The following is a 14,627-nucleotide window of genomic DNA, read 5'->3' on the forward strand; positions in this document are numbered from 1 at the left end:
CGCAACCGGGATGCTGGTGATCGTCAGGACGCGGCGAGCACGAGGAGAGGGCGCCGACCATGGAGGACGAGGCGAAGCGCCCGTCGTTGTACGGGGCGCAGCTGTGGCAGCGGGTGCAGCACGAGTTGCTGAACTTCCCGATCGGGCTGGCCGGTTTCGTGGCGGCCTCGGTGCTGCTGACGGCCGGTCTGGGCCTGGCGGTGACGTTCGTCGGCCTGCCGCTGCTGGCGGTCGGGCTGGTCTGCTGCCGCGGTTTCGGCCGGCTGGGCCGGGTCCGGGCGCGGGCGTCGTTGGGCAGCCGGATCGCCGAGCCGGAGCCGACGGTGCCGTCCCGGCCCGGTCCGGCGGGCTGGGTGGTCGCCGCGCTGTCGGACGGGCTGAACTGGCGTTCGGCGCTGTACTGCGTGGTGATGCTGCCCTGGGGCATCCTCAGCTTCGTGCTGACGCTGGTGCTGCTGGTGGTCGGCTGGCCGGTGCTGCCGTGGGCGATGCGGGCGATCTCGGCGGTCTCCCGGCTGCTGGTGGAGGGCCTGCTGTCGCCGGGTGCGCTGGCCGAGCGGGTCCGCGAGCTGGAGGACGACCGGGGCGCGGTGGTCGACCACGCGGCGGCCGATCTGCGCCGCATCGAGCGGGATCTGCACGACGGCGCGCAGGCCCGGCTGGTGGCGCTGGCGATGGATCTGGGCCTGGCGAAGGAGAAGTTGACGGAGGATCCGGTGGCCGCGCAGAAGATGGTCGACGCCGCGCACGGCGAGGTGAAGCTGGCCCTGCAGGAGCTGCGCGATCTGGCCCGGGGCATCCACCCGGCGGTGCTGACGGACCGCGGGCTGGATGCGGCGCTGTCCTCGGTCGCGGCGCGCTGCACGCTGCCGGGCGGGGTGAAGGTCCATGTGGAGCTGGGCGGGGAGCGCCCGGATTCGGCGGTCGAGGGCATCGCCTACTTCACCGTCAGCGAGCTGCTCACCAACGCCTCGAAGCACTCCGGCGCCCGTTCCGCCTCGGTGGACGTCTGGCGGCAGGACGACCGGCTGATGCTGACGGTGCAGGACGACGGCCGCGGCGGTGCGCGGGTCCGGCCGGGCGGCGGGCTGGCCGGCCTGGCCGAGCGCGCCGAGTCGGTGGACGGCGTGTTCGTAGTCGACAGCCCGGCCGCCGGGCCGACCTCGGTGACGGTCGAGCTCCCGTGGCGCACCCGGGCCGCCCGGGGCTGACGGCCGCGCGGCGTGGACGGGCCCGGGGTGCCGCTTCCCTTGCGCGGTACGGCACCCCGGGCCCGGGCCTGTCTCGGGCTACAGCGACCCGAGCGTGACGTCCGCGGTCTGGTTCTTGCCGTCGCGCTGGTAGCCGACGGTGACCTTGTCGCCCGGGGAGAACGAGGCGAGCGCGCTGGTCAGCACGGAGGGGGAGGTGATCGTGGTGTCGTTGACCTTGGTGATCACGTCGCCCGCCTGCAGCCCGGCGGAGGCGGCCGGCCCGCCGGAGGTCACCGAGACGATCGCCGCCCCGGCCGGCTGGAAGTTCGCGTCGAAGAACGGGCGGACGGTCACCCCGAGCCCGGCCCGGCCGGAGTTGGTGACCTTGCCGTCCTTGATCAGCTGGGTGGCGATGCTGTTCACGGTGACGGCGGGGATGGCGAAGCCGATGCCGGGCGCGGCCGAGCCGCCGAGTTCCGGGTCGACCGCGGTCAGCGTGTTGATCCCGATCACCTGGCTGGAGAGGTTGACCAGCGCGCCGCCGCTGTTGCCGGGGTTGATCGCGGCCGAGGTCTGCACCATGTTGCCGATGGTGGCGCCGGGCGAGCCGGGGCTCTGCGGTTCGGTGACGGTCCGTCCGACCGCCGAGACGATGCCCTCGGTGACGCTGCTGGACAGGCCGAGCGGGCTGCCCATGGCCAGCGTGACCTGCCCGACGGCGACCTTGGAGCTGTCCGCGAAGGTGGCGGGCTTGAGCCCGTTGGGCGGGCTGCTCAGCCTGATCACCGCGAGGTCGGACTGCGGGTAGCTGCCGACCAGGGTGGCGTCCAGCGGCTTGGTGCTGTTGGCGAGCGTCACGGTGAAGCTCTGCGCGGTGCCGATGACGTGCGCGTTGGTGACGATGTCGCCCTTGTCGTCGAAGACGATCCCGGAGCCGAGGCTGTCGCCCGCGGTGATCTGCACCACCGAGGGCAGCACCTGGGAGATCACCTGCTGGTACTCCTGCTCCAGCTGGCTGTTGGTGGACGGCGCGGGCGCGGTGGTGGCGGCCGGGGCCGCCGAGGAACTGGAGCCCTTGTCGCTGCCGGAGCAGCCGCTGATCAGCAGCGCCGCCGCGGCGAGCACCGCGGCCGGCCCCGACCACAGTCTGGGCCCGGTCGGGCGGGGGCCGGCCGGAAGCGGGCGGGTCTGTTCCTTCTTCGGGCGCACGGGACCACCTCCGGTCGCAGGGCAGAACTTTGTCAGCATTTCAGCGAAATGTCCGAATACCTGCGCCGACACACCAGGGAGCCCCCGGAAGGCCGCCGTCTAGGATCGGCCCATGACGTGGTTGATCACCGGCGGGGCGGGTTACATCGGCGGCCATGTGGTCCGGGAGCTGGTCGCGGCCGGCGAGTCCGTGGTCGTCCTGGACGACCTCAGCTCCGGCTCGCCCTCCCACCTGCCCCCCGGCGTCCCCCTGGTGACCGGCTCCACGCTGGACCGCCCGCTGCTGGACCGCGTCCTGGCCGAGCACGCCGTCACCGGGGTGCTGCACCTGGCGGCCCGCAAGCAGGTCGGCGAGTCGGTCGCCCAGCCGCTGCGCTACTACCACGAGAACGTGGAGGGCCTGCGGATCGTGCTGGCCGCCGCGGTCGACGCGGGCGTCCGCCGGGTGGTGCTGTCCTCCTCCGCCGCCGTCTACGGCATGCCGGACGTCGAACTGGTCGCCGAGTCCACGCCGTGCGCGCCGATGAACCCGTACGGCGAGACCAAGCTGGCCGGCGAGTGGCTGCTGAACGCCTGCGCCGAGGCGTACGGGCTGTCCACGGTGGCGCTGCGCTACTTCAACGTGGCGGGCGCGGCCTCCCCCGAGCTGTCCGACCCGGGTGCGGCCAACCTGGTGCCGCTGGCCTTCGAGCGCCTCACCGCCGGGCTGCCCCCGCTGATCTTCGGGGACGACTACCCGACCCCGGACGGCACCTGCATCCGCGACTACATCCACGTCTCGGACATCGCGTCCGCGCACGTCGCCGCCGTCCGCCGGCTGACCGCCGCCGCGGACGGCGAGCAGGTCCGACTGACCCTCAACATCGGCACCGGGCTCGGCGTCTCCGTCCGCGAGATGCTCGCCGAGATCGCCGAGGTCACCGGCCTCGACACCGCCCCCGAGGTGACCGCCCGCCGGGCCGGCGACCCGGCCCGGGTGGTGGCCTCCGCCGAGCTGATCCGGCGCGAACTCGGCTGGACCGCCCGGCACGGCGTCCGCGACATGGTCGCCTCCGCCTGGGCCGGCTGGCAGCACCGCCACCCGTGACCGGGCCCCGCCGGCCTCAGTGCGGGACGGCGGTGCCGTAGAACGAGTCCAGCGCGTACACGCAGCGGTCCTTGGAGCCGACGAAGACCCGGCCGTCGACGGCGACCGGGGAGCCGGTCAGCTCGCCCTTGGTGCCGAGTTCCCAGCGGAGCCGGCCGGTGGCGAGCTCCAGGGTGTGCAGCGAGTGGTCGCGGCTGCCGAGGTGGACCAGGCCGTCGGCGACCGCCGGGGAGCCGACCAGGTCGGCGCGGGCGGCGTAGCGCCAGCGCTCCCGGCCGGTGGCGGCGTCGAACGCGAACAGCGTGTCGCCGGAGCCCAGCAGCACCGTCCCGTCGGCGACCACGGCGGGCTCGGCGCCCTGCCGGGAGGTGGTGGAGGCCCGCCACAGGCCGTGGCCGGTGGCGGCGTCCAGCGCGTACAGGGTGCCGAGGTAGTCGGCGACGTACACGGCCCGGTCGTCCACCGCGGGCGGGGTGAACAGCACCACGGGGGCGTCGAAGCGCCAGCGCTCGCCGCCGGTGGCGGCGTCCAGGGCGTGTACCCGCTGACCGGAGGTCAGGTACAGCACGCCGCCGCGCTCCACCGGCCGGGCCGGCACCTTGCCGGTGACCGGGAACGCCCAGCGCACCCCGCCGCCGCGCGGGTCGACGGAGTGCAGCCGGCCGGAGCCCTGGTAGTAGGCGGCGCCGGCGATCAGCGCCGGGCCGGACTGCGGGTTCTCGTACTCCTGCTGGGCGTCGTCGGCGCGCCACAGTTCGGCGCCGCTGGCGGCCGAGCGGAGCTGCACGCCGCCGCCGCGGATGCCGCAGCAGAGCACGCCGTCGGCGGCGTCCAGCGAGTACACCCAGCCGTCCAGCGAGGTCCGCCAGCGCTCGGTGCCGTCGGAGGCGTCCACGGTGTACAGGTGCGGCCCGTCGGCGGCGTGCACCCGGCCGCCGTCGACGGCCAGCGCCCAGGCGACGTCGCGGGTCTTCCAGCGGCGTTCGCCGGAGCCGATGTCGAGGGCGTGCACCTCGAAGCTGGAGACGAACAGCGTCCCGTCGGCAACCACGGGGGTGCCCCAGACGTCGTTGGACATCCGGAACCGCCAGGGCCGCCAGCGGGCGGCGGGCGGCTGCGGCGGGGCGGCGGGCGCGGAGGTGCGGCGCACCCAGTCGGTGCCGACGGGGGCGGCGGAGGGGGCGACCGGCTCGACCCGCGGCCCGGGTCCTATCGGCACGTTCGCGCCGGCCAGCCGGATCTCGCCGTCGCCGCCGGAGGCCGGCCGCGCGTGCGGCCGCACCCGCTCGGTGGCCACCTCGGCCTCGGACGGCAGGCCGACCGGCCCGGCCGGGGCGATCGGCGCGGCCTGCGAGACCGGCGGCGCGGAGGGCTGCGGCGGCACCGCGACCGGCTGCGGCTGCTGCGGCTGCTGGCTGACGGGGCGGCGGCTGCTGCGCTTGGCCTCGATCAGGTCGAGTGCGGCGGGCGGCAGCCAGTCCCCGGCCTCGCCGGAGGCGTCGGCCCGGGAGAACAGGTGCGGGGCCATCTCGGCCTGGATCTGGGCGGGCGTCGGCCGGTGCTCGGGCGCGGGCCGCATGCAGGCCCGGACCAGGTCGACGAGTTCGGCCGGCAGCCCGCTCAGGTCGGGCTGGTCGCGCAGCAGCTGGAAGACCGTCTCGACCGGGTTGGTGCCCCGGTAGGGCGGGTGCCCGGTGGCGCAGAACACCACCAGCGAGCCGAGCGAGAACACGTCGCTGGCCCCGGTGACGCTGCGGCTGTCGCGGGCCTGCTCGGGCGACATGTAGGCGGGGGTGCCGACTGCGACGTTGGTCATGGTGAGCCGGGTGCTCGACACGCCGGCGGCGATCCCGAAGTCGATCACCCGCGGGCCGTCCTCGACCACCAGCACGTTGGACGGCTTGAGGTCGCGGTGCACCAGCCCGGCGGCGTGGATGGACTGCAGCGCCTCGGCGATGCCGGCGGTCAGCCAGCGCACCGCGTCGGCGGGCAGCGGACCGCAGTCGGTGACCAGGTCCTCCAGCGAGGGCGCGGGCACGTACGCGGTGGCCAGCCAGGGCACCGCGGCGTCGGCGTCGGCGTCCACCACGGCGGCGGTGTAGAAGCCGCCGACCGTCTTGGCGGCGGCGATCTCGCGGGCGAAGCGGACCCGGAACAGGTTGTCCTCGGCCAGTTCGCTGCGGACGGTCTTGATGGCGACCCGGCGACCCGAGGCGGAGCGGGCCAGGTACACCAGCCCCATCCCGCCCGCGCCGAGCCTGGCCAGCACCTCGAAGGGCCCGATCCGCCTCGGATCGTGCGCCGTCAGCTGGTCCACTCCGCAGCCACCTCCCCTTCCGCCAACGCCCCCCGGCGGTGGCGCGCCCCCGATTCTCCAATGCCCGCCGTCCTGGAGCCAATCTCCCCCGCCCGTGTCACCCGCGCCGGTCGGCCGGCGCGGCGGCCCCGGCGGGGGTGCGGGGCGCCCGCCGAACCCTTCGGAGCTGACTTGTCGTCACGCTGTGGGGTCATCAGTGCACGGGGGGGCAACAACACACGCTGAAAAGCCGTCGATTCTCCCCACGGGCGGACTAATAGTCGCACTACCGAATCGCGCCAAGATCGTGCCACGGTAAGCTGACGGCATGACAGGACAAGTTCGCACCGTCGACGGTCGCGTCGCCGGGCGGCGCGGACAGGAGACGCGGCAGAAGCTGCTCGACTGCCTCCGCGAGATGCTCAGCACGTCGCCGTACCGGGACGTCAAGGTCATCGACGTCGCCCGTATGGCGGGTACCTCCCCCGCGACCTTCTACCAGTACTTCCCGGATGTCGAGGGCGCAGTCCTTGAGATCGCCGAGGAAATGGCCGAGGACAGCGGCGGGCTCAAAGAGCTCGTCGATGGAAAGTCCTGGGCGGGAAAGACCGGCTTCACCACTTCCGAAGAACTGGTGGACGGATTCCTCGCCTTCTGGCGCAAGAATGACGCCATTCTCCGAGTGGTCACACTCGGTGCCGCAGAAGGGGACAAGCGGTTCTTCAAGATCCGCATGAAGGTCCTCAACTCGGTGGCGGCTCCGCTCGCCGAGGCGGTTCGCAACACCCAGGGCAAGACCGACAAGACGGTCGACGGGTCGGCGATCGCCGGCTCCCTGGTGACGTTGCTGGCCGCGGCCGCGGAGCACTCGAAGGCGTTCACCTCGTGGGGCGTGAAGGTCAAGGACCTCAAGCCCAACCTGGCGCTCCAGGTGTACCTCGGAGTCACCGGAAAGAAGCCGCCGAAGTAACACTCAGCCCAGTCCAATGGCGCCCGGCCCCGGTTCCTGTCCGGGGTGCGTCGGACGCGGCCGTGTCCTCGGGGGAGGTTCGCCGACGTACCGCGGGGCGTCATCCGCACCTACAACGAAACGCAGGGGCGGTCGGGAGAAAGGTCTCCCGACCGCCCCTGCGTCATGTCCCGGGCCGGTCCGTTCCGGTCAGGGGCAGCGCACCACCTGGCCGGCGTAGGCCAGGCCGCCGCCGAAGCCGAACAGCAGCACCGGGTCGCCGCTGTGCAGTTCGCCGCGCTCGACCAGCTTGGAGAGGGCGAGCGGGATGGAGGCGGCCGAGGTGTTGCCGGACTCGACCACGTCGCGGGCGACCACCGCGTCCTCGGCCAGGCCGAGCCGGCCGGCGATCGCGTCGATGATCCGCAGGTTGGCCTGGTGGGCCACGAAGCCGCGCAGTTCGGACGGGTCCAGGCCGGCCTTCTCGCAGGCCTGCCGGGCGAGCGGGGCGACCTGGGTGGTGGCCCAGCGGAAGACGGTCTGGCCCTGCTGGCTGATGACCGGCTGCCAGCCGCGGATCACCACCGCCTCGCCCTTCTCCGGCTCGGAGCCCCACACCACCGGGCCGATGCCGGCCTGCTCGTCGGGGACGGCCTCCAGGACGGCCGCGCCGGCGCCGTCCGCGAAGATCACGCAGGTGGTGCGGTCGGTCCAGTCGAGGACGTCGGACATCCGCTCGGCGCCGATCACCAGGGCGCGGGTGGCGGCGCCGGCCCGGATCGCGTGGTCGGCGGTGGCCAGCGCGTACGAGAAGCCCGAGCAGACGGTGTTCAGGTCGTAGGCGGCCGGGGTGGGGATGCCGAGCCGGGCGGCGACGGAGGCGGCCGTGTTGGGGCTGCGTTCGACGGCGGTGCAGGTCGCGACGGCGACCAGGTCGATCTGGTCGGGGGTCACTCCCGCGTGGGCGAGGGCCTTCTGGGCGGCGCCGGCGGCGAGGTCGACCAGGGTCTCGTCCTCGGCGATGTGCCGGGTACGGATGCCGACCCGGCTCCGGATCCACTGGTCGTCGGTGTCGACCATCGCCGAGAGATCGTCGTTGGTGAGGATCTTCGGCGGCTGGTAGTGGCCCAGCGCCACGATGCGGGAGGCGGTCATACTGCCACTCAACCGGGTTACCGGCGAGTCGGGCGGTAACGCCCTGGCACAGGATCGGGTGCCGGAACCTGTAGGGCCCTCACAACCGGAACCGGTCAGGCCGCCAGCGATTGGGCGTCGCCCATGGCGATCATCGGGTGCATGGCCGGGTCGAGGGTCTTGATCAGCTCGACCATGTGGTCCTCGGTGAGCGAGATGCAGCCGTGGGTGGGGCCGCCGTGGTCGAGGTGCAGCCAGATGCCGCCGCCCTTGGCCGCGCCCTCCGGGAAGCGGCCGTCGAGCGGGGAGGAGCCGACCACCCGGTTGTAGTTGATCGCGACCACGTAGTCGAAGGAGCCGGCCAGCGGCTCGTTGTTGAAGCCGCGGCCGCCCATCACGAACTTGGCGTTCTCGTCGTACGGCAGCTTGGAGCCGGGGTCGGCCTTGCGGCCGCCGGCGTCGGTGAGCGAGAACAGGCCGATCGGGCTGCGCAGGTCGCCGGAGCGGTGGTCGGTGGTCCAGCCCTTGTAGGCGTTGTGGGCGGGCCAGGACTGGCCGGCCTGCCAACTGCCGTCGTCGCCGCGGGTCCACAGCGTGACGGTGTTGTCCGAGGAGTTCTTGTCCTTGCCGCTGGCGACCAGCACCTGGCGGGTCTCGGCGGGGATCTTGGCCGTCCAGCTGGCGCCCAGGCCCGGAATGGCGGTGATCCGGTCGCGGCTGGAGCGGTCGGCGGCCGGGGCCTCGGTGTGCGCCTCGGCGGCCTTCATCGGGGTGACGTCGGGCTCGCGGTCCGGGGCGGCGCTGGCGGTCTCGCCCTGGAAGGTCCGGCCGGGGCCGACGGTGAACCAGCCGGCCGCCAGGGCCAGCAGGGTCGCGGTGCCGACGGTGAGCTTGCGGGTGCGGCGCGCCTTCGGCTTGCGACGGCGGCGGCCCGCGGCTCGGCCCTGGGTCTGCTCGGCGTCGCTCCGGGGAGCCGGCGCGGAGGCCGAGCGGCGGTGCGAGGCGGCGCGATGGGAACCGGACATGCGGACGATCCTCCCAGACCCGGGGGACGCGGTGGAACCCGGGCCGTGTGATGAGCCTGTGAGCATACGCGCCCGGAAGCGCTTCTCCGGTGCGGGGAAGCACCCCCGGTAGTGCGCATTCGTCACGCACGCCCCCTCCGGAACGGCCGCGCCCGGTGGCCGGAAACCGGCCACCGGGCGCGTGGCCGAGCGGGCGTCAGAGGCGCATCGCCTGCGGGGTCTCCCGGCGCATCAGGTCCGGGCCGTCGTACTCGCGGATGACCTCGTAGCGGGTGTTGCGCTCCACCGGGCGGAAGCCGGCGTCCCGGATCAGCTGGAGCAGGTCGTCGCGGCCCAGCTTGTTCGGGGTGCCGAAGTTGTCCGCGTCGTGGGTGATCTTGTACTCGACCACCGAGCCGTCCATGTCGTCCGCGCCGTGGCTGAGGGCCAGCTGCGCGGTGGTGACGCCGTGCATCACCCAGAAGACCTTGACGTGCGGGACGTTGTCGAACAGCAGGCGGGACACCGCGAAGGTCTTCAGCGCCTCGGCGCCGGTGGCCATCTCGGTGCGGTCCATCAGGCGGTTGCGGACCTTGCCGTCCTTCGAGTCGTGGAAGTCGTGCTGGTAGCGCAGCGGGATGAAGACCTGGAAGCCGCCGGTCTCGTCCTGCAGTTCGCGCAGCCGCAGCACGTGGTCGACCCGGTGGCGGGGCTCCTCGATGTGGCCGTACAGCATGGTGGCCGGGGTCTTGAGGCCCTTCTCGTGCGCCAGGCGGTGGATCCGCGACCAGTCCTCCCAGTGGGTGTCGTGGTCGACGATGTGCTGGCGGACCTCCCAGTCGAAGATCTCCGCGCCGCCGCCGGTCAGCGACTCCAGGCCGGCGTCGATCAGCTCGTCCAGGATCTCACTGGCCGTCAGGCCGCTGATCCGCTCGAACCAATGGATCTCGGTCGCGGTGAACGCCTTCAGCGAGACGTTCGGCAGCGCGGCCTTCAGCTCCTTCAGCGAGCGCGGGTAGTAGCGCCACGGCAGCGTCGGGTGCAGGCCGTTGACGATGTGCAGCTCGGTGAGGGACTCCGACTCCATCGCCTTGGCGAGCCGGACGGCCTCCTCGATGCGCATCGTGTACGCGTCCTTCTCGCCCGGCTTGCGCTGGAACGAGCAGTACGCGCAGGACGCGCTGCACACGTTGGTCATGTTGAGGTGGCGGTTGACGTTGAAGTGGACGACGTCACCGTTCTTCTGCGTCCGCACGTGGTGGGCCAGGCCGCCCAGCCAGGCCAGGTCGTCGCTCTCGTAGAGCGCGATCCCGTCCTCGCGGGTCAGCCGCTCACCGGCGTAGACCTTCGCCTCCAGCTCGCGCTTGAGCCCTGCGTCCATGCGGCGCTCCGCCTCCTCGGGACTTCGATTCGTTGCCGAAGTCGAGACTACGCCTAGGCCGCCAGCAGTTCGGCCAGCAGGGCGGGGTCCAGGTTGCCGCCGCTGACCACGGCCGCGAACACCCGGCCGCCGAGTTCCTCGGCCCGGTGGAAGTACGCCGCGGGGGCGACCGCGCCGGACGGCTCGGCGACCAGCCGGCCGCGGCGGGCCAGTATCGCGACGGTGTCCCGGATCTCCTGCTCGGAGACGGTGACGATGTCGTCCACGTACGCGGTGAGGTGCTCGAACGGGAGGACGCCCACCGACGGGGTGCGCAGGCCGTCCGCGACGGTGCGGTAGGTCTGGGCGACCGTCCAGGCGGTGCGGACGCCCTTGCGCAGGCTCTCCTGGGCGTCGGCGGCGAGCTCCGGCTCCACGCCGATCACCCGCACGCCCGGGCAGGCCAGCTTCAGCGCGGCGGCCGTCCCGGAGATCAGGCCGCCGCCGGAGACCGGCACCAGCACGGTGTCCAGCTCGTCCGGGGCGTCCTCGGCGATCTCCAGGCCGACCGTGCCCTGGCCGGCCACGATGTACGGGTCGTCGTACGGCGGCACCCACACGTAGCCGTGCTGAGCGGCCAGTTCGGCCGGGACGGTGTCGCGCTGCTCGGCCGGGACGATCAGCACCTCGGCGCCGAACGAGCGGGTGTTCTCGATCTTCACGGCGGGCGAGGTGTCCGGCATCACGATCACGGCCTTGATGCCGAGCCGCTGCGCCGCGTACGCCACCGCCTGGGCGTGGTTGCCGCTGGACTGCGCCACCACGCCCCGGGACCGCTCCTCCGCGGTGAGCGCCGCGAGCCGGTTCATCGCCCCGCGGATCTTGAACGCCCCGGTCGGCTGGAGGCTCTCCGGCTTCAGCCAGAGCCGGCGCCCGTCCGGCCGCTCCGCCCACGGGCAGGGCAGCAGCGGGGTGCGGACCGCCGTACCGGCGATCCGGCGTTGGGCGGCGCGCAGGTCTTCCAGGTCGACCAGGGTCATTCCGGGGCCATCCTCGGGAGTTGACGGAGCGTTGACGGTTCGTGAGGTGACGACCCTAGTCCGCTACTCCGCGAGGTGCAGCGGCAATTCGCTGACCCGGTTCTCCCACTTCGTGGAGAGCACCACCGTGGTGCGGGTGCGGGCCACGCCCTTGGTGCCGGAGAGCCGCTTGACCACCGACTCCAGGCCCTCGACGTCCGGCACCCGGACCTTCAGCATGTAGGAGTCGTCGCCCGCGATGAACCAGCAGTCCTCGACCTCCGGGAGGTCCTTCAGCCGGTGCGAGACGTCGTCGTGGTCGGCGGCGTCGGTCAGTTGAAGACCGATCAGCGCCGTCACGCCGTAGCCGAGGGTGGCCGGGTTGACCGTCGCCCGGTACCCGGTGATCACGCCCGCCTGTTCGAGGCGGTTGATCCGGTCCGTCACACTCGGCCCGGAGAGGCCCACCAGACGGCCCAGCTCGGCGTACGAGGCACGGCCGTTCTCACGAAGTGCCTGGATGAGCTGTCTGTCCACAGAGTCCATTACCTGCCGCGTCCTTCCGAACCTCTCCAGAATCAAGATCGTTTTCTGGATTCCAAGGCGCCGAGCGCCGATCGACCGGGGTATCCCAGAGAACATACTCTCCCGTAGCGAGGCCGCTCACTCGCCCCGGCGCGGCCCGGTTTCCGGGGTTCCCCCGGGAGTGCTCGCGGCCTCCCCCAGGCGGCCCGACCAACGCCGGTACAGCGCGTGCCGGACGCCCACCGCGTCCAGCACCCGGCCGGCCACGAAGTCCACCAGCTCCTGGGCGGTGGACCCCCCGGCGTAGAAGCCCGGCGACGCCGGCAGCACCACCGCGCCCTGCGCGTCCAGGGCCACCAGGTGCTGGAGGGTCGAGCCGGTCAGCGGGGTCTCGCGCAGGCACAGCACCAGCGGGCGGCGCTCCTTGAGGGTGACCGAGGCGGTGCGCTGGAGCAGGTCCTTGGACAGGCCGAGCGCGATGCCGGCCGCGGCGCCGGTGGTGGCCGGGACGACCAGCATGCCCTTCGCCGGGTACGAGCCGGAGGACGGCCCCGCCGCGAAGTCCCCGCGGGCCAGTGGCGGACGTCGTCGAGCTGCTTCTCGTCCCGGCCCAGCCACTGCGCCAGATCGGCCTTCCAGTGGGCGTCCCGGAACGAGATGCCGGTCTCGTCCAGGATGGTCAGCCGGGCGGCCCGGCTCACGATCAGGTCGACGGACTCGCCAGCGTCGAGCAGCGCCCGGATCACGGACGCGGCGTAGGGGGTGCCGCTGGCGCCGGAGACGCCGACGACCCAGGGGCGACGGGTGTTGCTCATGGGGACATTGTCGCGGGTGCGCGAGGCGGGCGGACGCGACGACGTGGCCGCCGGGAGAATGGTCGCCATGGCAGCCGTGTTGGTGGATCTGACGCATCCCGTGGTGTCCGGGATGCCGGTGTACCCGGGGGACCCCGGGGTGGAGTTGCGGGCGGCGTTGACGGCCGAGGTGGAGGGGGTGAACGTGCTGGCCGTGCACCTCGGGTCGCAGACCGGGACGCACGTGGACGCCCCGTACCACCTGGACGTGCGGTGGCCGACGCTGGACGGGCTGCCGCTGGAGCTGTTCACGGGGCCCGCCGTGGTGGTGGACCTGCGCGGGCTGCCGGCCCGCGGGGAGGTGACGGCGGATCACCTGGCGCCGGCGCTGGCGGCCTCCGGGCCGGGCACGGTGCTGCTGCTGGCGACCGGGTGGCCCAAGTACTGGGGGACGGACCGGTACTTCGCGCACCCGTACCTGACCGAGGAGGCGGCGGCCGCGATCGTCGCGGCGGGCGTGCGGACCGTCGGGGTGGACGCGCTGTCGGTGGACCCGACGCCGGACCCGGGGCCGTCGAACCCCGAAGTGGCGAGCCTGCTGGCCGAGTTGGCCGACGAGCACGACCCGGCGCCGGAGCTGCCGACGCTGGCGGCGCACCGGGTGCTGCTGGGGCCGGAGGGCGGCGGGGTGATCGCCGAGAACCTGACGGACCTGTCGCTGCTGCTGGAGGCGCAGGCGGCGGGGGTTCCGGTGGAGGTGTCGCTGTTCCCGCTGCGGCTGACGGCGGCGGACGGGGCGCCGGTGCGGGCGGTGGCGCGGATCGGCTGACGGTCCGCCAGGCGCCGCCGTGGCCAACGACCGCCCCCCGCCCGCGACTTGGTCTAGACCACCGCGACGGGGCACCGATAGGCTCCCGCCATGTCTCAGATCGTCGGTGTGGTCGAGCGCCTCTGGCGCTACCCCGTGAAGTCCACGGGCGGCGAGTTGCTCGATTCCGTCGAGGTGGAGGAGCGCGGCCTGGTCGGCGACCGGCTGTACGCGGTGCGCGACGGGGCCGGGAAGTTCGGGTCCGGCAAGAACACCCGGCGGTTCCGGCGGATGGACGGCCTGCTGCGCCTCGGCTCCCGGCTGGGCAGCCGGATCGACGGCCCCGAACTGTTCGACCCGCTGGGGATGCCGGTGCCGGACCCGGACTCCTTCCTGCGCGCCTACCTGGAGCAGGAGGACGTCGGGCTGGCCCGCGAGGACGCGGTGTCGCACTTCGACGAGCTGCCGGTGAGCGTGCTGACCACCGCCACCCTGGACTGGGTGGCCGAGGCGGTGCCGTCCGCGGTGGTCGACGAGCGCCGGTTCCGGCCGAACGTGCTGCTGCGCACCCCGCCCGGGACGCCGCCGTTCACCGAGGACTCCTGGTACGGCCGGGAGGGCCGGGTGAAGGGCGGCCTGCGGCTGGCGTTCGTCCGGGCCAGCGTGCGCTGCGCGATGGTCGGGGCGGCGCAGCCCGGGCTGCCGCACTCGCCGGAGATCCTGAAGACCATCGCGCACGAGCGGGACTGCGAGCTGGGTGCGCTGGCCTCCGTCCCCGGCCGGGGCGGCTGCGGGTCGGGGACGTGCTGACGCTGGCCTAGGGCCGCCCTTCCGGATCCTGCCGGGCGCGGTCAGCCGGAGCGGCGCGGGATCAGGCAGAACGGGTGCCCGGCCGGGTCGACGAAGACCGTCCAGCCGGCCTGCCGGTCCTTGACCTCGGCGCCGAGTTCCACCACCCGCTGTTCGACGGCGGCGACGTCGTCGACCTCGATGTCCAGGTGGAGCTGCTGCGGGTGGCCCGGGTCGGGCCAGATCGGCGGGCGGAAGTCCTCGACGCGCTGGAAGCCCAGCACCTGGCCGTTGGGCAGGTGGACGGTGGACCACTCGTCGTCCAGCGACCAGCGCGGGTCGGGCCGGTCGACGTCGCCGCCGAGCAGGGCCGCGTAGAAGTGGGCCAGGCCCGCCGGGTAGTGGCAGTCCAGCACCACGCACTGCAGTGTGCCGATCATCGTGCTCCCCGTCCTGGTCG

The 14,627-nt window shown here is 73.2% G+C and carries 13 protein-coding genes and 1 pseudogene; 5 read left to right on the top strand and 9 right to left on the bottom strand.

What is annotated here, in order from left to right:
* Nucleotides 1–59 precede the first annotated feature (59 nt).
* Complete coding sequence (locus KCH_RS15905; protein ID WP_035863625.1) at nt 60–1,211, top strand: sensor histidine kinase; 1,152 nt, start codon at nt 60–62, stop codon at nt 1,209–1,211.
* Nucleotides 1,212–1,289: 78 nt separating this feature from the next.
* Here KCH_RS15905 and KCH_RS15910 read toward each other — a convergent pair whose 3' ends face one another.
* A complete protein-coding gene (locus tag KCH_RS15910; protein ID WP_035872274.1) occupies nt 1,290–2,339 on the bottom strand; it encodes a S1C family serine protease in 1,050 nt (349 codons plus the stop codon).
* 175 nt (nt 2,340–2,514) lie between these two features.
* On the opposite strand from KCH_RS15910, the gene galE reads away from it, so the two are divergent.
* On the top strand, nt 2,515–3,489 hold the full coding sequence (gene galE / locus KCH_RS15915; protein WP_035863628.1) for a UDP-glucose 4-epimerase GalE: 975 nt from the start codon (nt 2,515–2,517) through the stop codon (nt 3,487–3,489).
* A gap of 16 nt (nt 3,490–3,505) precedes the next feature.
* On the opposite strand, the gene KCH_RS15920 is transcribed toward galE, so the two are convergent.
* The gene (locus KCH_RS15920) at nt 3,506–5,806 is read right to left on the bottom strand and encodes a serine/threonine-protein kinase (protein WP_035863630.1); all 2,301 of its coding nucleotides are present in this window, start codon (nt 5,804–5,806) and stop codon (nt 3,506–3,508) included.
* Nucleotides 5,807–6,113: 307 nt separating this feature from the next.
* Here KCH_RS15920 and KCH_RS15925 point away from each other — a divergent pair, with 307 nt between their 5' ends.
* Nucleotides 6,114–6,755: a TetR family transcriptional regulator gene (locus KCH_RS15925; RefSeq protein WP_035863632.1), complete on the top strand. Its 642-nt coding sequence runs from the start codon at nt 6,114–6,116 to the stop codon at nt 6,753–6,755.
* A gap of 189 nt (nt 6,756–6,944) precedes the next feature.
* Here KCH_RS15925 and KCH_RS15930 read toward each other — a convergent pair whose 3' ends face one another.
* The 6 genes and pseudogenes from KCH_RS15930 to KCH_RS15955 form a co-directional block, all read right to left on the bottom strand.
* Complete coding sequence (locus tag KCH_RS15930; RefSeq protein ID WP_035863633.1) at nt 6,945–7,889, bottom strand: beta-ketoacyl-ACP synthase III; 945 nt, start codon at nt 7,887–7,889, stop codon at nt 6,945–6,947.
* Between the two features lie 95 nt (nt 7,890–7,984).
* Nucleotides 7,985–8,893: a L,D-transpeptidase family protein gene (locus tag KCH_RS15935; RefSeq protein WP_035863634.1), complete on the bottom strand. Its 909-nt coding sequence runs from the start codon at nt 8,891–8,893 to the stop codon at nt 7,985–7,987.
* A 196-nt stretch (nt 8,894–9,089) separates the two neighbouring features.
* The gene (gene mqnE / locus KCH_RS15940; protein WP_035863635.1) at nt 9,090–10,253 is read right to left on the bottom strand and encodes an aminofutalosine synthase MqnE; all 1,164 of its coding nucleotides are present in this window, start codon (nt 10,251–10,253) and stop codon (nt 9,090–9,092) included.
* A gap of 53 nt (nt 10,254–10,306) precedes the next feature.
* Nucleotides 10,307–11,272 carry a threonine ammonia-lyase gene (locus KCH_RS15945; protein WP_035863637.1) on the bottom strand — a complete coding sequence of 322 codons (966 nt, stop codon included), beginning with the start codon at nt 11,270–11,272 and terminating at the stop codon, nt 10,307–10,309.
* 63 nt (nt 11,273–11,335) lie between these two features.
* Nucleotides 11,336–11,797, bottom strand: a complete 462-nt coding sequence (locus KCH_RS15950) for an Lrp/AsnC family transcriptional regulator (RefSeq protein WP_030462120.1) — start codon at nt 11,795–11,797, stop codon at nt 11,336–11,338.
* A gap of 117 nt (nt 11,798–11,914) precedes the next feature.
* Nucleotides 11,915–12,591 (bottom strand): annotated as a pseudogene (locus KCH_RS15955) (UbiX family flavin prenyltransferase).
* Nucleotides 12,592–12,658: 67 nt separating this feature from the next.
* Here KCH_RS15955 and KCH_RS15960 point away from each other — a divergent pair.
* Nucleotides 12,659–13,399 (top strand): cyclase family protein, encoded by a 741-nt coding sequence (locus KCH_RS15960; protein ID WP_035872276.1) that lies wholly within the window; start codon nt 12,659–12,661, stop codon nt 13,397–13,399.
* 90 nt (nt 13,400–13,489) lie between these two features.
* Nucleotides 13,490–14,188 carry an MOSC domain-containing protein gene (locus KCH_RS15965; RefSeq protein WP_244305337.1) on the top strand — a complete coding sequence of 233 codons (699 nt, stop codon included), beginning with the start codon at nt 13,490–13,492 and terminating at the stop codon, nt 14,186–14,188.
* 41 nt (nt 14,189–14,229) lie between these two features.
* On the opposite strand, the gene KCH_RS42525 is transcribed toward KCH_RS15965, so the two are convergent.
* On the bottom strand, nt 14,230–14,607 hold the full coding sequence (locus KCH_RS42525; protein WP_035863639.1) for a VOC family protein: 378 nt from the start codon (nt 14,605–14,607) through the stop codon (nt 14,230–14,232).
* Nucleotides 14,608–14,627 lie beyond the last annotated feature (20 nt).

The organism is Kitasatospora cheerisanensis KCTC 2395, from assembly GCF_000696185.1.
In the GTDB taxonomy this organism is placed as follows: Bacteria; Actinomycetota; Actinomycetes; order Streptomycetales; family Streptomycetaceae; genus Kitasatospora; species Kitasatospora cheerisanensis.